Below are 22314 nucleotides of genomic sequence, written 5' to 3'. Positions count from 1 at the left end.
TATCGAAGCATCGCGGGGGAATCGTCACGGGCACGATGGATTTTCATCAGACGATTTCCCCGCGTTTTCCGGCACAACCGCGCGGCCGGTGGCGATCGCCGCGCGAAATCACTTGTTACATTTACCTGTCTTTTGATTACCAAAAACTGTCATTGAGCGCCGCTAAGCTTTCGCCACCCTCACAACCGGGATCTCCCGTCATGCGCTCGACAATCCGCCTGTTTGCCCCGCTATTGCTGCTCCCGACGCTCGCCGCCGCGCCGGTGTTCGCCGCTACCGCCGCTCCCGTCAGCCCGAACTGCGGCGGCAGCACGACGCCGATCGCCGATATCCAGGGGCCGGGCGCGCTGTCGCCGCTCGCCGGCCAGAACGTGTCGATCGAAGCCGTCGTCACCGCCGATTTCGGCGGCACGGACGGCTTCGGCGGCTTTTTCGTCCAGCAGGCCGACGCACAGCGCCGCAACCAGCCGGGCGTGTCCGAAGGCCTGTTTGTCTATGCGCCGAAAGTGCGCGCGAAGGCGGGCGATCTCGTGCACGTGACGGGCAAGGTCGAGGAGAAATACGGGCAGACGCAGCTCACGCAGTCGGGTGCGATCGCGGTGTGCGCGAACGGCCAGACCGTCACGCCCGTGACGCTCACGCTGCCGGTCGACAGCCCGAACGCGTTCGCCGCGTATGAAGGGATGCTCGTGCGCCTGCCGCAGACGCTGAACGTCACCGACAACTACGAGCTTGGGCGCTACGGCAGCGTGATGCTCAGCAACGGCCGCCTGCGCACGCCGACGAGCGTCGTGCCGCCCGCACAGGCGCAGACGCAGATCGACGCGAACGCGCGCAACCGCGTGATCCTCGACGACGGCTCGAACAAGCAGAACCCCGCGACGGTGCCGTATCCGGCGCCCGGCCTGTCGGCCGCGAACACGCTGCGCGCGGGCTACACCGTGCGCGACATCGAAGGCGTGCTCGAAGTGCGTTACGGCGCATGGCGCGTGCAGCCGCTGCCCGGCGCGGCCGTGCCGACGTTCGATGCACGCGCGAACCCGCGCTCCAACGCGCCCGCGCGCGATCCGAAATCGAACCTGCGCGTCGCGTCGTTCAACGTCCTCAACTACTTCAACGGCAACGGTCTCGGCGGCGGCTTCGACGATCCGAACAACCGCGGCGCGAAGACCTACGCCGAATTCCAGCGTCAGGAAGCGAAGATCGTCAGCGCACTGAAGGCGCTCGACGCCGATGTGATCGGCCTGATGGAAATCCAGAACAACGGTTACGGCGAACTGAGCGCGGTGCGTCAGCTCGCGGCGAAGCTCGGCAACAACTGGCGCGTGGTCGATCCGGGCACGTCGCGCCTCGGCGGCGACGCGATCGCGGTCGCGCTGATCTACGACAGCCGCAAGGTCGAACCGGTCGGCGGCGCGGCGACGCTCGCGATCGACGACAAGAATCGCCAGCCGCTCGCGCAGTCGTTCCGTCGCATCGGCGGCAAGCAGGCGCTGACGGTTGCGGTGAATCACCTGAAGTCGAAGAACTGCCCGGACGCCGCGAACGACGATCTCGACCAGGGCGACGGCCAGGGCTGCTGGAACCCGACCCGCGCGCGTGCGGCGGCGAAGGTCGCCGACTGGCTCGCCGGCACGCCGACGGGTGTCGCGGGCCAGGGCGTGCTGCTGATCGGCGACTTCAACAGCTACACGCATGAAGACCCGATCCGCACGCTCGAATCACGCGGCTACCGCAACCTCGTCGCGCGCTGGATCGGCGCGAACGCGTACAGCTACGTGTACAACGGCGAAGCCGGTTATCTCGATCATGCGCTCGCGACGCTGCCGCTCGCGTCGCACGTGAAGGCCGTGCACGAATGGCACATCAACGCGGACGAGCCGCTCGCGCTGCAGTACACGCTCGCGTACAAGTCGGCCGAGCAGCAGAAGACGTACTACGCGCCGGATGCGTATCGCTCGTCGGATCACGATCCGGTGCTGATCGATATCGCGCTGCCGGGCGGCGGGAATTGATGGCGGGTTGACCGCGGGTGATGCGCGGCGTGCGGCGGGTCCGCACGCCGTTGCCCGCCCGGGAAATCGATTCGAATATCGGGTAAATAATTCCGCCGAAACTGCTGTGAATTAACGTAATCGGTATTTTATGGATGACGCGATGCACATAAGCATCTGGATTGAAGAATGCCTGAAGTGAATCGAATCATCGAATGGCGTGTGCATGACGTGGCGGCACCTTAATCGATTGTCGATAATTAAAATGAAAGAAAAATCCAGTCGATCTGAAGGGTGTGAAAGCGTCGCATCAATACACGCAAGGCTTGTGAGTTGTGCGAGAGAAGTAAAATATTCGGCGAATCATTGCCGATAAAACGTACCTTGCACGAATAATCTTTTTGTCTTTCAAATACCAGACACTGACCGGCCTTCGCATCATTGCGGGATTTTTAATATCGGAATGATCTTTGACAACGCGGCGCAGCACCGCCTATTTTGTCGGTGTCGTAAATTCAAGTAATCAGAAAAGAAGTCCAAACTGCAGGGGGCGGTTCAAGCATCATTCTCGCCAGCAGTTTGCTGCGTCTGTATCACGTTCAGTCTCTTGAAGCAGTCCGATTCCAACCGCCTTTTGCGCGAGTGGCGGGTGTTGCTGCGCGTCTCGCCGGCGAAGGCGGCCTTTGTGAAGTGGTATCCGAACCAGACACAAGGATCGAGATGAAACCAGACAGGAGCAGTACCGGCAGCCGCCGTGCGCGTCACGGCCGGTTGGCCGGGCTAGGCGCATTGACGGTCGTGACATTGGCGCTCGCGGCATGCGGCGGCGACGATTCGTCGTCCGTCGGCGCGTCGAGCCTTGCGCAGACGACCGCCAGCCAGCAGGCCAGCGCACAAGCGGCCAGCAGTCAGGCACCGGCGGCCAACCAGCCTTACGTCGATCAGGTCGCGTATTCGATGAATGCGACCGACGGCCTCGCCGCCGCGCAGGTGTCCGAGAAAGCGGCGGTCATGCATTACCAGTGGACGGGCGGCAGCAAGACGGTCAACTACACGACGACCACCGGCCACCTGACCGCGCAGGACGCGAACGGCAACGCGGAGGCGTCGATGTCGTATGTCGCGTACACCGCGCCGAGCACCAACGGCAAGCCGCGCCCCGTCACGTTCGTGTATAACGGCGGCCCCGGCTCGTCGTCGATCTGGCTGCGTCTCGGCTCGTTCGCGCCGACGCGGGTGGCCACGCCCGATCCGGGTTTCGGCACCAACTGGCCGAACTATCCGATCGTCGACAACGCCGACAGCCTGATCGACACCACCGACCTCGTGTTCATCGACCCGCCGGGAACCGGGCTGTCGGAAGCCGTATTGCCGAACACCAACCAGAAGTACTGGGGTTCCGATGCGGACGTGAACATCATGCGCGACTTCATCCAGCGCTACCTGAACGTCAACAGCCGCAGCACGTCGCCGATCTACCTGTACGGCGAATCGTACGGCACGCCGCGTACCGACATGCTCGCGCTGGCGCTCGAGTCGGCCGGTGTGCACCTGACCGGCATCGTGCTGCAGTCGGCGATCCTGAACTACTTCGCGGATGCGGTGGAGGCGGTGGCGATCACGCAGTCGACGGAGGGGCTGCTGCTCGAAACCGATACCGTGGCCGGTTACCTGCCCGGGTATGCGGCGGTCGCGGCGTACTTCAACCAGGTCTCGCCGGCGCCGGTGAACCAGGATCTGTACGCACTGCAGACGGAACTGTTCACGACGCTGATCTACAACCAGCTGCAGAAGTACTCGCAGTCGTGGGTGTTGAGCCAGCTCGGCATTCCGGATGCGCTCGGCACGCCGGTGTTCCCGAGCGATGCGACGCTCAAGCTGTGGGGGATACCGTCGAGCCTGACGCTGCAGGCGCTGCAGGGCTACTTCAACGCGAACCCGTTCGGCACGAGCCTGCTGCCCGGAACGACGATCGGCCGGTATGACGGTCGCGTGTCGTTGCCGAACTCCGATCCGCGTCTGCAAACCGACGGCGACCCGTCCGACATCCTGATTTCGCAGCCGTTCACGAACGCGCTCGCGACGCAGATGCCTGACTACCTCGGCTATACCGCACCGAACGCGACCTACCTGCCGCTGAACGACAACATCATCGGCGTCTGGGACTTCACGCACGACGGCCAGCCGATGCCCGACACGATCCCCGATCTGCTCGGTGCGCTGCAGCTCAACCCGAAGCTTCGCGTGCTCGCGGAGAACGGCTTCCACGATCTGGCCACGCCGTTCTTCAATACCGAGAAGCAACTCGCGCGGCTGCAGACGGTGAAGGGCCTGAATCCGAAGCTGCAGGTGAACTTCTTCCAGGGCGGCCACATGATTTACCTCGACGATGTCGCTCGTCCGCAGATGAAGCGTGACCTGAAGACGTTCTACAAGGGCGCGCGGATTCCGACGGCGCTGACGCTGCATACGCTGCCGCCGCCGTGGCCGGACGAAAACCCGCCCAGCGTGCCGACCGGCAGCATCCCGGGCGCGACGGCCGCGACGACGCTGGCGGCGGCCCCTTGAGCGACGGACTCCTTGTCAGAGGAACCCTCTATTCATCCATTGAATGCGAGCGATCATGTCCCTAATCCAAATGATTCGGCGTATGTCTGCGTTGATCGTCGTCGGTGCCGCGATGAGCAGCGCCCACGCATTGCCGCCGCAGGCGGTGGCGCCGGTGAAGCTTCCGCATGGCGGGCGCGGCGTCGACGGTCCGTTCTTTCCGTCCACGCGAGCGGCGCCGGTGTTGCCGTCGACCGGCGCGACGCTGCAGCAGCAGGCGCAGCAGCGGGTCGATGCGAGGCTCGGCGCCAATACGGTGCTGAGCAACGGCGCGGCCGTGACGAAGGTGCAGGCGCAGAGCAGCGGGCTCGGTTTCGTGTCGAAGCACTTCGACGAGATCGATGCGAAGCACACCGGCCGCGTGACGATGAGCGATGTGCGGCAGTTCATCCAGCAGCGGCAGGTGCAGGCGCAGCAGGAACAGCAGGACGAGTGACGTAGCAGCGCAGCGCGGCGGCCGGTGCGAGGTCGGCACCGGCCGTCGAACCGCGACAGGCGTTCAGCTCGCGTGGCGCGCGTAGCGCCGGGCCGTGACCGACGGCAGCTCGCCGAACATCGCGCGATAGTCCTGCGCGAAACTGCTCAGGTGCCAGAAGCCCCATTTGGTTGCGGCGGACGTCACGGATTCGCCGAGCCGAAGCTCGCGGCGCGCGTGATTCAGTCGAACGGCGCGCAGATACGCAATCGGGTTCAGATTGAGCGTGTCGTGGAACGCATACTGCGCGGTGCGCCGGCTGATGCCGAGCTGCACGCACAGCTCGGCGATCGACAGCGGGCAGGTCGATGCGTCCTGAAGCCGCTCCTGCACCGCGTTGACCAGCGACCAGTACTTCGTCGGGCGCGCGGCTTGCGCGCCGTCCTCCGGCGCGGCCGCCGTCAGCACTTCCGAGATCGCGTACAGCACGGTGCGCTCCAGCAGTTCGATCCGGTCGTGCGTCGTCATGTCTTCAGCGGAGGTGCTTTTCGCCGCGGCGGCGAGTGTGCGGCGCAGCAGGTCGCGAAGATTGTCCGCGACGTACGCGGCCATCGGGATCAGCGGGGCGAGGGTGCGAGCGCGCAGTGACGCGGCGACCGTGCGCATCGCCGGCGTCGACAGCTTGTCGGGCTCGATCTCGACGTTCACGAGCACGTGCCGGTCGGGCGAATAGAACTCGAATTCCGGCAGGCTCGAGAACACGTGCAGGCTGTCGCGCCCGCTCTTCTCGCCGCACATGCGCGCATGCCCTTCCAGTTCCAGCGGCACGGCCACGGCGATCCGGTCCGACGGCACCGCGCCCCGCTGCAGGATGACCTTGTCGAGGTCCTCGACCAGCAGCTTGATGCCGCCCAGCGACACGATCGACGACGAGCCATGAAACAGGCCGCCCGAGATCTGCGTGTAATTCAGGTTCCAGCCTTCGAACGATCGCGCCTGTTCCGCCACGTCGGTGAACGCGCAGAACGCGACCGTTCGCGCGAACAACGGGGCGCCAGAGAAATCGCTCAGGTGGGCAGACGGCGTCATCGGGGGCGGGAGGGAGCGGGCCGGGTCGAATCATTGTAGCCGCTCGGCGAGCCGGTCAAAAAGCGCCGCCTCGTGGAAACCCTCGCTTGCCGAAATCCGATAGTGGAAAGCGTTTCGGCACCCTACCTTTGGCATCAATACGTTGCTGTTCACCGAGCCATGCCGACAACGCACCGCGGTGCCTATCTGGAGAGACGTTGATGGAACTTCCCCGTGGCGGATTCTGGAGAAACTGGGTCGGCAATCAGTCGTGCGTGGCCGCGCACCTGGCGTCGCCGACCAGCGAGGCCGAGATTGCGGAACTGGTGCATACCGCGACGCGCCAGGGCAAGCACGTCCGATGCGCGGGATCGGGGCACTCGTTCACGCCCGTCGTGGCGACGAGCGGCCTGCTGCTGTCGCTCCAGGACTACCAGGGTATCGTCGATGTCGATCAAGCGCGCAAGCGCGTGACTGTGAAGGCCGGCACGAAAATCAATGCGGTGACGTGTCACCTGAAGGCACTCGGCCTGTCGCTCGTCAACCAGGGCGACATCGATTCGCAGGCGATTGCCGGCGCGCTCGCCACCGGCACGCACGGCACCGGGACGACGCTGAGCAACCTGTCGTCGCAGGTCGTCGGGATGCGCATCGTGCGCCCCGACGGCTCGATCATGGAAGTGAGCGACCGGAAGGACCTCGACCTGCTCCATGCGACGCAGGTGAATATCGGCATGTTCGGTGTGGTGTCGGAGATGACGCTGCAGGTGACCGATGCGTTCTGGCTGCACGACCGGGTCTGGCGCGAGGACTTCGAAGCGCTGATGGAGCAATACGACGACCTGGCGGCGAAGCATCGGCATTTCGGTTTCTTCTGGTGTCCGACGTCCGAAAGCCGCGACCTGTACTGCCTGCCCGACACCGCGAAGGTATCGAACTCGAAGAAAGACTACGACGTATGCGAGATCAAGGTGATGGACGTCACCGACGCGCGCACGTTTCATGAAGGCGAGCACGAGAAGATCGCATACAGCTCCGAGGTGTACGCGATCCATTACGTGCCGAACTTCCACGAGCTCGAGTATGCGGTGCCCGCGCAGCACGGCAAGGAAGCGCTGCGCCGCGTCCGCGACCTGATCCTCACGAAACATCGCGACTGCATTTTCCCGGTCGAGTACCGCTTCACGAAGGGCGACCCGGCGTGGATCAGTCCGTTCAACCACCAGGACAGCGTCACCATTTCATGCTCGGGCGGCCCGAACGGTGTCGACTACTGGCCGTTCCTGAAGGACGTCGACGACATCCTGCGCGATTACGGCTCGCGTCCGCACTGGGGCAAGCTGCATTTCACGAACCGCGAAGACGTGGACCGCTGGTTCCCCAAGGCCGAAGCGTTCCGTGCACTGCGCCGCAGCGTGGACCCGGAAGGTTACTTCCTCAACGATCATCTTCGGACGCTGTTCAGTTGAGCGCGCCGATCAAACCAGACAGGAGAACGAATAATGAATGTCAAGATTGACGGCCGCCTGGCCGGCAAGGTCGCCATCGTCAGCGGCGGCGCCGGCGGATGCGGCGGCGCTGCGTCCGAACTGTTCGCCGCACAGGGCGCGAAGGTCGCGATCATCGACCGCGACGGCGACGCCGCCGAAGCACTTGCATCCAGGCTGCGCGATGCCGGCCTGCAGGCGATCGGCCTCGGCGCCGACGTGTCGAAACAGGCGGAGGTTCAGCGGGCCGTCGATGCGGCGCGTGAGCAGTACGGCAATGCGGACATCCTGTTCAATCATGCCGGCACGCTGATCGTCAAACCGTTCCTCGACATCGAGGAGTCGGAATGGGACTGGCTGATGGGCGTGAACGTCAAGAGCATGTTCCTGATGACGAAGGCGGTGCTGCCGCAGATGCTCGAGAAGGGGCGCGGCAGCATCGTGTGCACGTCGTCGATTTCGGCGGTCTGCGCGACGCCGGGCGAAGTGCTGTACGACGCGACCAAGGGTGCGTGCCACATGTTCGCGCGAGCCATCGCGGTCGAGTATCGCGACCGCGGGATTCGCTGCAATGCGCTGGCGCCGGGGTTCATCCGCACGCCGCACGGGATGCGCGAACTCAAGGATCTGCAGGCGATGGGCGTCGACGCGACCGAAGCGGCGATCGCGGTTCAGCAGGGCCGGTTGTGCGAACCGTCGGAGGTCGCGGCGGCCGCGCTGTTCCTCGCGTCCGACGAGTCGAGTTTCGTCAACGGCACGCATCTGTTCGTCGACAACTGCTTTTCCGCCGTCTGATTCGATAATGCTCGCGGCTGCGCTTTCGACGCGACACGACATGCGACGCTAGTCGTGCTGGCCAACGCGAAAGACGTTGCGCAATTCGTCGTGGTTGTGCACGTTGAGCTTGCGGTAGATCTTTCGCACATGATCGACGACGGTGCTGTCGCGCAGCGCGAGGCCGCGCGCAATGGCGGTTTGCGAGTGACCGAGGACGAGTAGCGAACAGAGCTGCCGTTGTCGTTCCGTCAGACCGAACTCGAAGCCGAGTCGCTCGATTTCCAGTTCGTGCGGGAGGAAATGCTCGATGTAGATCACGATCGCCTGCTCGCAGTGCAGCGCGCTCGCGTGCGCAAAGCGATAGGCCTTGAATCGGAAGCGGCCGGCCGCGTTGCGGCGTTCCATCGTGGCGGGTTCGACCGGGAGGCCGCACCAGATGCGATTGACATTCGTCAGCAGCGGCGCAAGCCAGTTCGGAAAGCAGTCGCGACGATAGAACGCAAGCGGTTCGCCGGAGGCGAGCGCCAGCATTCTGGTGCTGTCCTCGCTCTGCAGCAAGAGCTTCCCCGTGTTGTCGATGACCATGATCGCCGACTGGCTGCCTTCCGCTTCGCGCAGCGGCGGATGGACCGGGCACGAAAGCGCATGCGCGATATGTCGTGCGAAGGGCGCGATGTCGCGATGATTTTTTTCCGAGAACGGACGACCGCCGGGCGCGCGGCACAACTTCAGGCTTCCCCAGCCGCGGGTGCCGTCGGTCGCCGTCAGCTCGAGACAATGCCGCATGCCGACCGGCCGCCACAGCTCCGCATACATCGCACTCTTCAGCAGCGCGGCGTCGTAACGGGCGCTGTTTTCGAACCCGCAGCCGCGGCGCATCGCATCCGAGAACGTGACGCCGAGCACTTCCTGTTTTTCGGTGTTGTGGACGTCGGCAAAGTAGGTGGGCAGGACTTGATAGACGGTGTCGTTTTCGCTGTAGACGTCCGACACCGCATAGTGTTCGTCGGTATAGAAGAACATGCCCCAGTCGGCGCCCACGATGCGTCGCGTCGCTTCAACCACATGAGGAATGACGAGGCGCGGTTCGATGCCGAACGAACACAGTCGCCGGATGTGACCCGCCAGCGCAACATACCTGTCGGACATGGTGCACCCCTTGAGCTACGACGGGTTTGCACGCGACTGCGTCGCAACGCGGGCCGCCTGAGCCTCGCGCATACGGTGTCCAGTTTAGGTCGGCGAGTCGACGAATTCCACAATTGCCCCCTCGTCAGGGGGCGTTAAACCGGCCGGCCGATTTCTATCATTAATCCATTCCTGCTGGTTGCCCGCCCGGTGCGCGGCGGCTCGAAGCGCGAGATCCGCCCGATCGCGGATGCGCGCCACAGGAACGTTCGATTCGCGTTGCGGCACGACGCGCAGGCAAGCGCATGCGCCAGGCTGCTGCGTGGCATTGTTGCGCATTCGCATGCGAATGCGCTGGTCCGGGGGACGTTACAGGAGGACGTGAAGGTTGCTCGATGGAACCTCGAACGTGCGAAGCCGCAGATGGCTGGCGCGACGCAGCGGAATGATCGCGATTCGCGACGCGCGGCGCATGCCGTCGGGGCCGACGTTGTCGCATCGGCGAGGGGTGTCGAATCGCGCGGACGGCCGGACCTCGGCGCCGTTCCCGCGTACGAGTCGCAATGTCTTTTCATATGAGGTGCCACGATGAAGACGGTTTATAAGGCGGCGCTGGCCGCCGTGTGCATGCTGGGTGCGACCGGGCTTGCCCGGGCGGACGGCGGAGCCGACGAGAGCCCCGGCACACCCTCGGATGCCGCGCTCAGCGCCACCGCAGTGGGCTCCATGCCCAGTGCCGGGTCGCAGGCGGGCGGCCCCGCGGCGATCACGCGCGCGCAGGTGAAGCAGGAGCTGATTCGCGCGCAGAAGTCGGGTGAGTTCGAGCGGATGAATCAGTTCTACGGCGGCGGGAATTAGGGCGACGTGACGAACCGACGCGGCCGCCCGGACCATCGGCGGCCGCGTGGTCGGTGCCCGGGTTGCATGCGGGGACGGTCGTAACCGGCAACGCGACCCTCGCGAAGATCACGGGCTTGACACCGCCAAGTCGGCGGTTTCAGCCCGTTTCAAAGGTGCTTCAGACGGACGGATCGACGTTCGCCTCGAGTTCGCGGATGCGCTCGAGGTTCCGCGTGTCCTTCAGCACCGGCGGCCCCGCGAAGGTGTTGCGCACGCCGAAGCCGTACCAGATCACCATCAGCACGGCCACGAAACCGACGAGCACGTAGAGCACCTTTTCATTCGGCGGCTGGATGCCGACATACGCCAGCACACAGGCGCCGACCAGCGCGAGCAACGCACACGGCTTGGACCAGATGCCCAGCTGGAACGGACCTTTTTCGGTCCACGTGCGGCCTTCGGCCAGCATCCCCGAGCCGATCGGCATCGCATACGAGATGAACAGGAACACGGCGCTTCCGGCACTCAGCACCGAGAACGCGTCGCCGTACAGCGTGACGACGATCGCGAGCACCGCACAGGTCCAGATCGCGGGCCCGGGTGTCCGGTGCGTGTGACTCACGCTGCGCAACAGCTTCGATGCCGGCAGCCCGCCGTCGCGCGCGAACGCATACACCATCCGCGACGTCGACATGATCGCGGCGAGCCCGCATACGTAGTTGATGAAGAACATCGCGAGTTCGAGGCACACGCGCAAGGTCTTCGGAATCGGCGCGAGTATCGCTTCGAAGAAGCCGGTGCCCTGTTTCATCGCGGCGGTCAGGTCGGGCATCACCAGCACGAACGCGCACACCATCACGTAACCGAAGATCGCGGACCAGAACACCGACCCGATGATGCCGCGCGGCACGTTTCTGGCTGCATCGTGCGTTTCCTCCGACGTATGCGCGGATGCGTCGAAACCCGTGATGGTGTAGGTCACCAGCAGCAGGCCCGAGAGGAAAGCGAGCGGCGTGGCCTGCTTCGGCCACGCACCGCCGTCGACGCCGGTGAAATTGGTGAAGGTGACCAGCCGATGCAGGTCGAACGTGACAGGCGAGTAATAGAGCAGCGAAACTACCAGCGCAATCGTCACGACGAAGATCAGATAGCCCGACAGGTCGGTGATCCTGCTTGCGATCCTGATGCCGCGTGCGTTCAGGATCGCCTGCGAGATCGTGATGAACGCGATGAACGCCGTTTGATGCCACCAGGTCAGGCTGTCCGGGCTGACGCCGAACATCGGCGCGATCAGCGTCTTGAAGAACGGATCGTAGGTGCCGAAATTGATCGCGGCGATCACGAAGATGAGGCCGATCAGGTTGAGCCACGCCGTCATCCACCCCCATTTCTTCCCGCCGAGGATGGCGCCCCAGTGATAGAGGCCGCCCGCCGTCGGGAACGCGGACGCGATCTGCGACATCGACACCGCGACGATCAGCGCGAACAGCGAACCCAGCGGCCAGCCCAGGCCAACCGATGCGCCGCCGGCCGCGGAAAACGCGAGTTGAAACGCAGTAATGCCGCCAGACAGGATGCAGATCACCGAAAACGACACGGCGAAGTTCGAGAAACCGTTCATCCGTCTCGACAGTTCCTGCGCATAACCCATCTTGTGCAGGAGGCTTACGTCACTGTCGGTGCCTGAATCAGGCGGGAGTTTTGCATCCATGTTCGCTCCGTCACGAATGTCCTGCGTGGCAGGACTGTCATCGCCGCCCGGGCCGTGTGCGACGACCCGCTCCTGGACTTCGTCGGCGGCACGCGATGGCGCGGTTGAACGGCAATCGCGTTCCGGTCCGATGCGTGAACGGTATGAAACCAAATCTCCGGGCAATATCGGATTTCGGTAATGTAGTGAAAATCCGGATGCGTGCACTGTTTAGGGGCGTGCCTGTCCGTTCCTTTTCTCGTCCTGAATGCCGAATGAAGCAGGAATGACCCGTATTGGCCGAAATGAGCCAGCCGCAGAAAATGCGGCCTCCCGGCGTGGCGTCATCGTGGCTCGATCGCCCCGGACGCCGAAACCGGTGACGGCCTATTCCGCCTGTCGCTTGTCGCGTCGCTGCCCGAAGCGCGCACGATAGTCGCGCGGCGATGTGCCGACCCGTTTCGCGAACGCGCGCTGCAACGCGTCCACGCTGCCGAATCCCGAACGTTCCGCGATGCGCTCGAGTGGCCAGTCGGCTCGTTCCAGCAACACCTTCGCGCGCTCGACCCGCGCTGCCAGCACGTATTGCGCGGGCGAGTGTCCGGTCTCGTTGAAGAAATTGCGCGCAAACGTCCGTTCGCTCATGTGCATGCGGGCGGCCAGCGCGGTTACACCAAGATTGCCGGTCGGATCGTCGGCGATTTCGGTGAGCAGCGAGCGCATGCGCGGCGTCGCGCTTGCCTGGATGTCGAGTCCGACGCTGAACTGCGCTTGTCCGCCGGGGCGGTGCATGAACAGCACAAGTTCGCGTGCGACCGCGAGCGCGGTCGGCGCACCGCAGTCCGCCTCGACGAGTGCGAGACACAGGTCGATGCCGGCTGTCACGCCGGCCGAGGTATGGAACGGCGGGTCGCTCACGTAGATCGCGTCCGGCTCGACCCGTGCTTCAGGACACAGTGCCTGTAGCGCCGCACATTGGTTCCAGTGCGTGGTCGCACGTTTGCCGTCCAGCCATCCGCCGGCGGCGAGCACGAACGCGCCCGTGCAGATGCTCGCGATTCGTCGCGTGTCCGCGATCCGCGTGCGCAGCCACGGCAGCACGCCGGCATCCGACGCTGCGTGTCGCAGCGCCGCTTCGTTGCCGCCGGCGACGATGATCGTGTCGATACGCCCGGGCAGTGCCGCCAGTGCGGTCGGAGCGGCGAGGCGCAGGCCCGCGTGCGTGACGATGTCGTCCCCGTCCTGCGATGCGAGCGTGAGCCGGTACGGCACGGCATGGCCGGGAAGGTAACGGTTCGCGACCGCGAACACTTCCATCGGGCCCGTGATGTCGAGTGACTGGACGCCTTCGAAGCCGACGACCACGATGTCGCGTGCCGAACCGGTTGACTGGGACATGGCAGAAAGTGCGGTGGAGTTGTCCTTGTGACCGCGAGCATGATCCTTGTAATTTCCCGGACATGCAATCGATCGACGCGGGTGGGCGATGCGGGAACGGAAGACAAGCTGGGCGATGCGCCCGACAGCGGTGCTGTTCGTGTGCGGGATGCTTGGCGCGTGGGCGTTGGGGCGGCCGCTGCAGGCGATGGCGGAGGACACGCTGCCGGTCGTACAGACGCTGACGATGAGTGCACCGAAGGAGGGTCGCAGGCGGCCGCTCGTTGCGATCGTGGCGGACAACGCGGGAACGGAGACGACCGACTTTATCGTCCCTTACGCGATTCTGAAAGCGTCCGGTGCGGCCGATGTCGTTGCCGTATCGGCCGACGAAGGCGCTGTCGAACTGATGCCCGCGCTGCGCATGCTGGCCGATACCACGTTCGACCGGTTCGATGCCACCGTCCCGTCGGGTGCGGATGTCGTGATCGTGCCCGCGCTGCATCGTGCCGACCGGCCGGCGGTGCTCGCGTGGCTGCGCAAGCAGGCCACTGCCGGCGCGACGATGGTGGCGATCTGCGATGGTGCAGAGGTCCTCGCGAACGCCGGCCTGCTGCGGCGTCGCACCGCCACGTCTCACTGGTATTCGCGCGACCGTCTGCGTCGTCGGTTTGCCGATACGACGTGGGTCGACGATCGTCGTTACGTGATGGACGGCAACGTGATGACGACGACCGGCGTGTCGGCGTCGATTCCCGCTTCGCTTGCGTTGGTGAGTGCGTTGGGCGGGCCGGGAGCGGCCCACGAGACTGCGCGGAAACTCGGCGCGCAAGCATGGAGCGATGTGCACGACGGTAGCCGGTTCGTGTTGACCGCGCGCGCGGTGGCGACCGCGCTGATGGATCGCGTTGCGTTCTGGCGGCATGAGACGTTTGATCTTCCCGTTGGAAACGGGTTTGACGAACTTTCGGTTGCGTTGACCGCCGACGCGTGGGCGCGGACATGGCGCAGCGATGTTGTCGCGACGGCGGGCGCGCACGTGATCGAGTCGAAGTACGGGCTGCGGTTGCTGACGCAGCCGGCCAATATCCGGCACGAGCGTGTGACGATTCCGGATGGTCGGCGTGGCGAAGCGGTGCTTCCCGGTGTCCTCGCAGATATCGCGGCACGCTACGGTGACGCGACGTCAGGCTGGGTGGCGCTGCAGCTGGAGTATCCGAGGTAGTTGCTGCAGCGCGCGGTGTCGGGCGTTCGTTCAGCGGGCGGAGTTCATGCATCGCCCGCCGCAATGATCGCTCGCCCGTGCACCACGCGCCGACCTCAAGGCGCGATCACCGTCATCCTGAACGGCCCGCCGTTCGCTGCCGCGTGCGCGAACACCGTCACGCCGAACTGCCCGAGATCAAGCAGCCCGCCGCGGACGGGCCCCGTTATCAGCGTCACGGCTTCCTTCGGATGCATCCACTTGCCGCGCAGCGTGATTCCCGCTCAGGCCGGATGCCGAGCCGCCACGCGATTCCAGAGCGCCGCTGACCGACTGCCGCTGCGGCAGTACGCGAGCACGGGTTTCGGCAGCGTGTCGAGCAATGCCTCGAACGCGTCGACTTCCGCGTCGCCGATGCGGTCGCGCTCGACCGGCAGGTAGCGCGCTTCGAGGCCCAGTTCGCGTGCGGCCGCGGCGATCTCGTCGAACGCCGGCTGATCGTCGCCTTCGCCGTCCGGCCGGTTGCAGATCACCGAGCGGAAGCCGGCATTCCGGATCGCTTTCAGTTCGGCCGGCGTGATTTGCCGCGACGCCGAGAACCCGCTCGCGGCCGTCGCACGGCATTGCTCGATCGCGTTGCGGAAACAGGCGATCGCGAAGTCGACGTCCTGCTCCGTCGTGAAGCGGCCAAAGCTCACGCGCACGGTGCGGCCGGCAGTCGCCTCATCGAGGCCGATCGCGGTCAGCACGTGGGACGGTGCGCCGCTGGTCGAGTTGCACGCGGACGTCGACGACACGGCGAGCGCGTCGCCGAGCATGTACGGGAAGAAACCCGGTGCATTCACCGTCAGGCTCAGCGTGTGCGGGATACGGCGCGCCGCGGCGGCGTTCTGCGTGACATCGCCGAGCGCGAGCAGCGCGTCCGTCAGGCGCGCGCCGAGCGCTGCAATGCGCGCGGCCTCGCCGTCGAGTTTGTCGACGGCCAGTTCGCACGCGACACCCATGCCGACGATCTGATGGGTGGCGAGCGTACCCGAGCGCAAGCCGCGCTCATGGCCGCCGCCATGAATCTGCGGGGCGATCCGGTCGGCGATGTTGCGGCGGACGAACAGTGCGCCGATGCCCTTCGGACCATAAACCTTGTGTGCGGACATCGACATCAGGTCGATGCCGAGCGCACGTACGTCGATCGGCGTCTTGCCGAGCGCTTGCGCGGCGTCGACGTGGAGCAGCGCGCCCGCGGCATGCACGATGCGTGCGATCGCGCCGATGTCCGTCAGCGTGCCGAGCTCGTTGTTCACGAGCATCAGCGACACGAGGCCGGTATCGGGGCCGATCGCCGCGGCGACCGCGTCGGCGGTGATTTCGCCGTCGCGCGTGGGCGTCAGAAAGGTGACCGACGTGCCGTGCTTCGACAGGTTCGCCATCGTGTCCAGAATGGCCTTGTGCTCGATGCGGCTCGTGATCAGGTGGCGCTTGCCGGTCGCGGCTTCCGCATAACCCTTCAGCGCGAGGTTGTTCGATTCGGTCGCGCCGGAGGTCCAGACGATCTCGTCGGCATCCGCGCCGATGAGCGCGGCGACTTGCGCGCGTGCGCGCTCGACCTGTTCCCGCGCCAGCCGGCCGGCTGCGTGCGAACTCGATGCGGGATTGCCGAAGATGCCGTCGAAGCCGAGGCAGGTCGTCATCGCTTCGATCACGCGGGGATCCGCGGGCGTCGTGGCCGCGTAGTCGAGGTAGTGCAGCGTGGTGGTATCGCTCATGTCCTTCTCTTGCTCTTTCTCTTTCGGAATGGGAGAAATGATACGGGGGACAGGGGGGAAAATGGATCCAAAGTTGGTTGTGAATTCAGCTCGATATGGAATATCGTTTTCTCTCGATGTGGAATGGGGGAATTTATTTTTCAGTGGGCCGGGCGGTGCGTGGTGGCGGCGGATTCGGCCCGCGGACGCCCGCCCGGCCCGGCGGGTTGTCACACGTAGAAGCGCTGCGGGCGGAAGTCCTGAAGCTGGGTCGTTTCGATGCCGTCGAGCACTTCGATCGCGAAAAGCTGGCCGATTGCCGGCGCGGACGTCATGCCGCTGTGCATCGCCGCAACGTGAACATTCCGGTACTGGCGGCCGCGGCCCATGATCGGATACTCGTCGCGGGGCAGCACGCGGTAGCCGAGCGTCATGGTGTCGAGTTCGATCCCTTTGGTATCCGGCAGCACGCCGGTCACGCGTTCGAGGAGTGTCGCGCCGAGTTCCGGCGTCGGCTCCAGCGTGCCGGTGTCGCCGAAATTCGACCCGGTCACGATGCGCCCGTCGGGATTCTGCTTGATGTCGAGGCCGGCCGGCATCAGCACCTGATGCACGAGCGGGGGCAGCGGCTTGCTGTGGGCAAGAATGCCTTTCGACGTACGGAGCGGCACCGGAATGCCCGCCTGCGCGCCAAGCCGCGTGGAGTCGTTCCCGGCGGCGATCACGATGTGATCCGCGAGGAACGGCCCCTTGTCGGTCGTCACGCCGATCGCGCGGTCGCCCTTGAAGTCGAGGGTCGATACGCTGGCCTTCGTCAGGGTGACGCCGGCCCGGATGCCGGCCTGGACCAGTGCCAGCGTGGCGGCCACGGGATCGAGCGTCCCGTCGATGGTCGAATGCCAGCCTGCACCGAAATCGCCGGCGTGCACGCCCGGCACCAGCCGTTCGAGCTCGTCGCGCGTGATGTTGCGGATCGGATAGCCCCACGGCTGATGCAGCGCGGTCGTGTCGTGGAGCTTGTCGATCTGTTTCTGGTCCGGGCCGCACCACGAGATGCCGCCGCCCCATTGAATCTGCAGCGACGGCCCGATCTCGAGCTGAAGGCGGCGCCACCCGAGGATGCCTTCGTAGTTCAACGCGTAGTACGAATAGGGGGCCTTGTTGTTTGCGTTGATCCACGCAAACGAATTGCGCGTCGTGCCGGATGCCGGCGCATCCTTCTCGATGAGCGTGACATCGGCGCCGCGTCTGGCGAGGTGATAGGCGATCGACGCGCCCATCACGCCGCTGCCGATCACGATCACGCGGTCTTTCGATCTTGTCGCCCGCGCAATGTCGGGAAAGGCGCCGGCGAGCGGCGCGGCAAGCACGGGGAAGAACTGCCGGCGGTTCATATGCGTCTCCTTGGTTCGATATATTTCGTAAAACTAATGAAATGACTGGCGGTAGATCCCGGTGGCACCTTTCCGGTCAGGCGGGCTTCAGGTCTCGATGAGATTGAGGAACTGACGGACGCGCGGATGGGTGCTGGCCGTAAAGAACGCATCGGGCGTCGTATCTTCGACGACCACGCCGTTCTCCATGAACACTACGCGATCGGCAACATCCTGCGCGAACCGGACTTCGTGCGTGACGACCAGCATGGTCATCCCGTTGCCCGCCAGCTCGCGCATGACCGCGAGCACGTCTTCCCGCAACGCCGGATCCAGCGCGGAAGTCGGCTCGTCGAACAGGATGACTTCCGGATCCATCGCGAGGCCGCGGGCGATGGCGACGCGCTGCTTCTGTCCGCCGGACAGCCGCGCGGGATATTCGCCGGCCTTGTGCGCGAGGCCCACGCGATCGAGCAGGTGCAGGCCGCGCTCGACCGCTTCGCTTTTCCTCACACCCTTGACGCTCACGAGCCCTTCGATGACGTTTTCCAGCGCGGTGCGATGCGGGAACAGGTTGAACGACTGGAAAACCATGGCCGTGCGCTGGCGAATGGCCTTGACGCGCTTCTGCTCGTCGCGCGACAGCGCGGCTCCTCCCGTGCGCTCGATCTCGATGCCGCACACCGACACCTTTCCCGCATCGGGCAATTCCAGAAAATTCAGCGAGCGCAACAACGTGGTCTTGCCGGAGCCGGACGGGCCCATCAGCACGACCACTTCCCCACGCGCCACGCAGAAATCGACGCCCCGCAGCACGGCGTTTGCCCCAAAGGACTTGGTCAACCCTTGAACGACGATGGTATTCATGTGTGTATTCATTGAAAGCGCCGCGATACCCGGCCTTCGAAAATCGTCTGGACGATCGTCAGGATCTGGTTGATGACCCAGTAGATCAGGCCGACCATCAGGAACATCTCCATGTACCGGAAGGTCGACGCTCCGACCTGGTCGGCCACGCGGGTGAGTTCGACGACGGTGATCGTGGACGCCAGCGACGTGTCCTTGATCAGCGCGATCATGCGGCTGCCCACCGGCGGGATCGCGATGCGCAGCCCTTGCGGAAGGATCACGCGCCACATCATCTTCCAGTAGTTCATGCCGAGCGAATGCGCGGCCTCCCACTGGCCGCGATCGACCGCGTTGATCCCGGAGCGAAAGTTTTCGCTGAGGTACGCCGCGGAAAACAGCGTCAGCGCCAGCAGCGCGGCCGGCACCGGATCGAGCGTGATGCCGTAGCGCGGTAGGCCGAAGTAGATCAGCAGGATCTGCACCAGCAGCGGTGTGCCGCGAAACACGGAGACATACGCGAACGCGATGCCGCGCAACAACCGGATCGACGAGACCCGCGCGAGCGCGACGGCGAGCCCCAATGCCGAACCGAGCACGAAGGACGCGAGGCCGAGGAACACGGTCATCGTTACCGCGCTTTCGAGCAGCGGCAGCGAACGCATGAAGAGATCGAACATGCCTTACTCCTTCTGCGCTTTCGCCTTGGCGATGGTGCCCACCATGTCGTAGTCCGCGCCGACCCAGCGTTTCGCGAGCCGCTCGAGCGTACCGTCGGCCGTCATGTCGTCGATCGCCTTGTCGACCGCGGCGAGGAGGGCCGGTTGGCCCTTCGCGAGCGCCGGCGCGGACAGCTGATAGATCAGCGGATCGCCGACTTCCTTGACCGGCAGGTGATTCACGTTCGCGTATTTCATCCCGCCGAAGTGGGAGATGATGACGGCGTCGAGGCGGCCGCTGCCGAGGTCGTTGAACACGAGCCCGCCGTTGTCGTATGCGCGGATGTCGGCGTCCTTCAGGTGCGCACGCGCCCACGCTTCATTCGACGAACCCGTGGTCACGCCGACGCGCTTGCCCTTCAGGTCCGCCTGGCCGTGGATGTTCGTGTTGTCGGTGCGCACGAAGATGCGGAAATCCTCGACGCCGTAGGGCTTCGCGAAATCGACCTGCTTGCTGCGTTCGACTGTCGGCGTCAGGTCGTTCATCGCCAGATCGTATTTCGCGGACTTGAGGCCTTCGACGAAGTTCTTGTACGCGTCGGCGATGAATACGACCTGCTTCACGCCGATGCGTTTGCCGACCTCGCGTGCGACTTCGACGTCATAGCCGGCCGGCTGGTTGTGATCGTCCAGCAGGGTCCACGGCGGGCTGCTCTGCGTGTTTGCCACACGCAACGTGCCGCTGGCGCGTGCCGCCGCGAGAAGATCCGCCGCGCCGGCATGGACGCTGGACAACGCCAGCGTTCCCGTCATGCCGAGCGCGACCAGGAATCTGGCCGTAACGAGCGTGGTCTGCATTTTCATCGTGCTTCCTTGAGTGTCTGTTTATCGGGCACAACCGTGGCGTTACGCTGCGCGGGCCTTGACGTCGGCGAACGCCGCGAGTCCGGCGCACAGATCGTCGATCAGCAGGTCCGGCGCTTCGAGCCCGATCGACAGGCGGATGATCGGCTGGTCGGTCAGCGGGAACGGGCGCTGCGCCTGCAGCGGCGCCGGGTAGTACGCCGCGAGGCTATGGACGCCGCCCCAGCTCGCGCCGATCGCGAAGTGACGCAGCGCATCGAAGAACGCGGTGAATGCCGCCTCCGGCGCGGGTTCGAGCATCAGCGAAAACAGGCAGCCGTTGCCGGAGAAATCGCGCTTCCAGATCGCGTGGCCCGCGTCGGACGGGAGCGCCGGAAACAGCACCTTGCGAACGGCAGGCTGCGATTCGAGGTGGCGCGCGATGTGCAGCGCGGATGCGCTCTGCGCGTCGAAGCGCACCTTGAGGGTTTCGAGGCCGCGCAACACCAGGAAACAGTCGTCGGGGCTGGCCTGCTGGCCCAGGATGCTCTGCGTCTCGCGCAATGTTTCGTAGTGGCCGAAGTCGTTCATGCTGATCGCGCCGAGCAGAAGATCGGAGTGGCCGCCGAACAGCTTGGTGGCCGCTTCGACGCTCAGGTCCACGCCGTGTTCGAGCGGACGAAACGCGAGCGGGCTGGCCCACGTGTTGTCCATCATCGTCATCACGCCGCGGCGGCGCGCCACTTCGACGATGGCGGGAATGTCCGGCATTTCCATCGTCACCGTGCCCGGCGATTCCATGCAGATCATGCGCGTATTCGGCTTCACGTAGCGCTCGATGTCGGCGCCGATCGCCGGTTCGTACAGTTCGACTTCGACGTCGAACATCGCGAGCCATTTCTGCGCGAAGGTCTTGAGTGCGCCGTAGCAGGCAGCGGACACGAGCAGGTGATCGCCGCCCCGGACGAAGCCCATCACGGCCGTCATCAGCGCGGCTTGCCCGGACGGCGCCAGTACGCAGTGTGCGCCGCCCTCGAGCGCGGCGATGCGGCGCTCCAGTTCGCGCGCCGTCGGCGTGCCGGTGATGCCGTAGCTGTAGCCGTCGGGCTGGCGTTCCTTGCGGCGCGCGAAATCGTCGAGCGAATCGAACACGACGGTCGATGCGCGCATGACCGCCGGCGACAGGCTGCGGAATGGTTGGGGGGGAAACGGCGTGGGCGTCGTCATGATGCTTGTCTGGGCTCCGTGGCTGACAGGTTGGATGACGTGCAGTTTTACTTTCGCGCGGGTTTGCAGCAACATCGGAAATAATTAGGTTGATAAGCCGAGGTTATAGATGAGCGTGCGCGATATCGAGGTGTTCCGGGCGGTGATGAACGCCGGAAGTACCAGCAAGGCGGCCGGCGTGCTGGAGATTTCGCAGCCGGCGGTGAGCCAGTCGATCCGGCGGCTCGAGAGCATGGCGGGGTTCCGCCTGTTCGAGCGGGTGCGCAGCCGTCTCGTGCCGACGCAGGAGGCCGTTGCGCTGATGCGCGACGTGGACCGGTACTTTCTCGGCTTCGAGGTGATCGAACACCGGATCCGCAGCCTGCGCTCGTACGGCTTGGGGCGTCTCGCGATCGCGTCGTTGCCCGCGCTCGGCACCGCCTTTCTGCCGCGTGTGATCGCGTCGTTCGACGCGGCGGCGCGCGACGTCCAGATTTCACTGCAGGTGATGAGCTCCCGTGAGGTTCACGAGAAGGTGTCGGCCGGGCAGGTGGATTTCGGCTTGATGTCGGACGAGATGTCGATGGCCGGGCTGGAACACTCGGCATTCGTCACGATGCCCGGCGTCGCGGTGATGCATGCGGGGCACCCGCTTGCGGCCAAAAGCGTGATCAAGGCCGACGATCTGTCGCGGACGGCCTTCATCGCGCTGAATCCGGAGGACAGCACGCGATTGAGGCTCGAAACGCAGTTGCGCGGGCTCGGCGTGGTGCTGAAGCCGCTGGTCGAAACGCCTTACTCGCATACGGTTTGCGAGCTCGCGCTGGCCGGGGTGGGCGTGGGGTTCGCGCATCCGCTCGTGGCGCTCGATTTCGTGAAGCGCGGGCTTGTCGTGAAGCCGTTCGATGTCGATGTCGCCTTTACGGGCGTGCTGGTCTTTCGTCCGGGAACGCCGATGTCGGAGAACGCGCGGGTGTTTCTCCAGCATATGCGGATTCAGCTGGAGGCCGATCAGAACGCGCTTGGGGCGTTGTTCGGCAGGAAGGGGCGGGGGAGGG

At 65.0% G+C, this 22314-nt stretch carries 19 protein-coding genes; 8 read left to right on the top strand and 11 right to left on the bottom strand.

Annotation, left to right across the window (positions count from 1 at the left end):
- The first annotated feature begins 200 nt into the window (after positions 1-200).
- The 3 genes from VL15_RS24590 to VL15_RS24580 all read left to right on the top strand — a co-directional run bounded on the left by VL15_RS24590 (position 201) and on the right by VL15_RS24580 (position 5037).
- Positions 201-2015 (top strand): ExeM/NucH family extracellular endonuclease, encoded by a 1815-nt coding sequence (locus VL15_RS24590; RefSeq protein ID WP_048249108.1) that lies wholly within the window; start codon positions 201-203, stop codon positions 2013-2015.
- Between the two features lie 699 nt (positions 2016-2714).
- Positions 2715-4562, top strand: a complete 1848-nt coding sequence (locus VL15_RS24585; RefSeq protein ID WP_048249107.1) for a S10 family serine carboxypeptidase-like protein — start codon at positions 2715-2717, stop codon at positions 4560-4562.
- A gap of 82 nt (positions 4563-4644) precedes the next feature.
- Complete coding sequence (locus VL15_RS24580; protein WP_230684519.1) at positions 4645-5037, top strand: 2-oxoglutarate dehydrogenase; 393 nt, start codon at positions 4645-4647, stop codon at positions 5035-5037.
- 63 nt (positions 5038-5100) lie between these two features.
- Here VL15_RS24580 and VL15_RS24575 read toward each other — a convergent pair whose 3' ends face one another.
- On the bottom strand, positions 5101-6063 hold the full coding sequence (locus tag VL15_RS24575) for a helix-turn-helix domain-containing protein (RefSeq protein ID WP_230684518.1): 963 nt from the start codon (positions 6061-6063) through the stop codon (positions 5101-5103).
- Positions 6064-6305: 242 nt separating this feature from the next.
- On the opposite strand from VL15_RS24575, the gene VL15_RS24570 reads away from it, so the two are divergent.
- A complete protein-coding gene (locus VL15_RS24570) occupies positions 6306-7553 on the top strand; it encodes a D-arabinono-1,4-lactone oxidase (RefSeq protein ID WP_048249104.1) in 1248 nt (415 codons plus the stop codon).
- A gap of 33 nt (positions 7554-7586) precedes the next feature.
- Positions 7587-8366, top strand: a complete 780-nt coding sequence (locus tag VL15_RS24565; RefSeq protein WP_048249103.1) for an SDR family NAD(P)-dependent oxidoreductase — start codon at positions 7587-7589, stop codon at positions 8364-8366.
- A gap of 48 nt (positions 8367-8414) precedes the next feature.
- Here VL15_RS24565 and VL15_RS24560 read toward each other — a convergent pair whose 3' ends face one another.
- Positions 8415-9497: a helix-turn-helix transcriptional regulator gene (locus VL15_RS24560; RefSeq protein WP_048249102.1), complete on the bottom strand. Its 1083-nt coding sequence runs from the start codon at positions 9495-9497 to the stop codon at positions 8415-8417.
- 567 nt (positions 9498-10064) lie between these two features.
- Here VL15_RS24560 and VL15_RS24550 point away from each other — a divergent pair.
- Positions 10065-10334 carry a DUF4148 domain-containing protein gene (locus tag VL15_RS24550; RefSeq protein WP_048249100.1) on the top strand — a complete coding sequence of 90 codons (270 nt, stop codon included), beginning with the start codon at positions 10065-10067 and terminating at the stop codon, positions 10332-10334.
- A gap of 160 nt (positions 10335-10494) precedes the next feature.
- On the opposite strand, the gene VL15_RS24545 is transcribed toward VL15_RS24550, so the two are convergent.
- Together VL15_RS24545 and VL15_RS24540 are read right to left on the bottom strand one after the other, a co-directional pair.
- Entirely contained in the window at positions 10495-12027 is a 1533-nt protein-coding gene (locus VL15_RS24545; RefSeq protein ID WP_048249099.1) for an amino acid permease, read from the bottom strand.
- Positions 12028-12393: 366 nt separating this feature from the next.
- Positions 12394-13404 (bottom strand): GlxA family transcriptional regulator, encoded by a 1011-nt coding sequence (locus VL15_RS24540; RefSeq protein ID WP_048249098.1) that lies wholly within the window; start codon positions 13402-13404, stop codon positions 12394-12396.
- An 88-nt stretch (positions 13405-13492) separates the two neighbouring features.
- Here VL15_RS24540 and VL15_RS24535 point away from each other — a divergent pair, with 88 nt between their 5' ends.
- Entirely contained in the window at positions 13493-14608 is a 1116-nt protein-coding gene (locus VL15_RS24535; protein WP_048249097.1) for a DJ-1/PfpI family protein, read from the top strand.
- A gap of 95 nt (positions 14609-14703) precedes the next feature.
- On the opposite strand, the gene VL15_RS42140 is transcribed toward VL15_RS24535, so the two are convergent.
- The 7 genes from VL15_RS42140 to metC all read right to left on the bottom strand — a co-directional run bounded on the left by VL15_RS42140 (position 14704) and on the right by metC (position 21277).
- Positions 14704-14844 (bottom strand): hypothetical protein, encoded by a 141-nt coding sequence (locus VL15_RS42140; RefSeq protein ID WP_230684517.1) that lies wholly within the window; start codon positions 14842-14844, stop codon positions 14704-14706.
- Positions 14845-14871: 27 nt separating this feature from the next.
- Positions 14872-16350: an aminotransferase class V-fold PLP-dependent enzyme gene (locus VL15_RS24530; protein WP_048249096.1), complete on the bottom strand. Its 1479-nt coding sequence runs from the start codon at positions 16348-16350 to the stop codon at positions 14872-14874.
- Positions 16351-16559: 209 nt separating this feature from the next.
- Positions 16560-17723 carry an NAD(P)/FAD-dependent oxidoreductase gene (locus tag VL15_RS24525; RefSeq protein WP_048249095.1) on the bottom strand — a complete coding sequence of 388 codons (1164 nt, stop codon included), beginning with the start codon at positions 17721-17723 and terminating at the stop codon, positions 16560-16562.
- An 87-nt stretch (positions 17724-17810) separates the two neighbouring features.
- Positions 17811-18569 carry an amino acid ABC transporter ATP-binding protein gene (locus VL15_RS24520; protein ID WP_129516461.1) on the bottom strand — a complete coding sequence of 253 codons (759 nt, stop codon included), beginning with the start codon at positions 18567-18569 and terminating at the stop codon, positions 17811-17813.
- An 8-nt stretch (positions 18570-18577) separates the two neighbouring features.
- Positions 18578-19228 (bottom strand): amino acid ABC transporter permease, encoded by a 651-nt coding sequence (locus tag VL15_RS24515; RefSeq protein ID WP_048249093.1) that lies wholly within the window; start codon positions 19226-19228, stop codon positions 18578-18580.
- Positions 19229-19231: 3 nt separating this feature from the next.
- The gene (locus tag VL15_RS24510; protein ID WP_053077700.1) at positions 19232-20071 is read right to left on the bottom strand and encodes an ABC transporter substrate-binding protein; all 840 of its coding nucleotides are present in this window, start codon (positions 20069-20071) and stop codon (positions 19232-19234) included.
- A gap of 42 nt (positions 20072-20113) precedes the next feature.
- Positions 20114-21277 carry a cystathionine beta-lyase gene (gene metC / locus VL15_RS24505; RefSeq protein WP_048249092.1) on the bottom strand — a complete coding sequence of 388 codons (1164 nt, stop codon included), beginning with the start codon at positions 21275-21277 and terminating at the stop codon, positions 20114-20116.
- 109 nt (positions 21278-21386) lie between these two features.
- On the opposite strand from metC, the gene VL15_RS24500 reads away from it, so the two are divergent.
- On the top strand, positions 21387-22314 hold a 928-nt coding region (locus VL15_RS24500; protein ID WP_048249091.1), incomplete at its 3' end, for a LysR substrate-binding domain-containing protein.

Source organism: Burkholderia cepacia, from assembly GCF_001039005.1.
Classification (GTDB): domain Bacteria; phylum Pseudomonadota; class Gammaproteobacteria; order Burkholderiales; family Burkholderiaceae; genus Burkholderia; species Burkholderia theae.
The sequence above is the reverse complement of the archived record's forward strand: the minus strand, read 5'-3'. Positions and strand labels throughout refer to the sequence as shown.

Coding starts and splice junctions, on each gene's coding strand:
- VL15_RS24515 (WP_048249093.1), bottom strand. CDS start 19,228: ATGTTCGATCTCTTCATGCGTTCGCTGCCGCTGCTCGAAAGCGCGGTA.
- VL15_RS24525 (WP_048249095.1), bottom strand. CDS start 17,723: ATGAACCGCCGGCAGTTCTTCCCCGTGCTTGCCGCGCCGCTCGCCGGC.
- VL15_RS24545 (WP_048249099.1), bottom strand. CDS start 12,027: ATGGATGCAAAACTCCCGCCTGATTCAGGCACCGACAGTGACGTAAGC.
- VL15_RS24530 (WP_048249096.1), bottom strand. CDS start 16,350: ATGAGCGATACCACCACGCTGCACTACCTCGACTACGCGGCCACGACG.
- VL15_RS24540 (WP_048249098.1), bottom strand. CDS start 13,404: ATGTCCCAGTCAACCGGTTCGGCACGCGACATCGTGGTCGTCGGCTTC.
- VL15_RS24580 (WP_230684519.1), top strand. CDS start 4,645: ATGTCTGCGTTGATCGTCGTCGGTGCCGCGATGAGCAGCGCCCACGCA.
- VL15_RS42140 (WP_230684517.1), bottom strand. CDS start 14,844: ATGCATCCGAAGGAAGCCGTGACGCTGATAACGGGGCCCGTCCGCGGC.
- VL15_RS24535 (WP_048249097.1), top strand. CDS start 13,493: ATGCGGGAACGGAAGACAAGCTGGGCGATGCGCCCGACAGCGGTGCTG.
- VL15_RS24590 (WP_048249108.1), top strand. CDS start 201: ATGCGCTCGACAATCCGCCTGTTTGCCCCGCTATTGCTGCTCCCGACG.
- VL15_RS24565 (WP_048249103.1), top strand. CDS start 7,587: ATGAATGTCAAGATTGACGGCCGCCTGGCCGGCAAGGTCGCCATCGTC.
- VL15_RS24560 (WP_048249102.1), bottom strand. CDS start 9,497: ATGTCCGACAGGTATGTTGCGCTGGCGGGTCACATCCGGCGACTGTGT.
- VL15_RS24570 (WP_048249104.1), top strand. CDS start 6,306: ATGGAACTTCCCCGTGGCGGATTCTGGAGAAACTGGGTCGGCAATCAG.
- metC (WP_048249092.1), bottom strand. CDS start 21,277: ATGACGACGCCCACGCCGTTTCCCCCCCAACCATTCCGCAGCCTGTCG.
- VL15_RS24585 (WP_048249107.1), top strand. CDS start 2,715: ATGAAACCAGACAGGAGCAGTACCGGCAGCCGCCGTGCGCGTCACGGC.
- VL15_RS24550 (WP_048249100.1), top strand. CDS start 10,065: ATGAAGACGGTTTATAAGGCGGCGCTGGCCGCCGTGTGCATGCTGGGT.
- VL15_RS24520 (WP_129516461.1), bottom strand. CDS start 18,569: ATGAATACCATCGTCGTTCAAGGGTTGACCAAGTCCTTTGGGGCAAAC.
- VL15_RS24510 (WP_053077700.1), bottom strand. CDS start 20,071: ATGAAAATGCAGACCACGCTCGTTACGGCCAGATTCCTGGTCGCGCTC.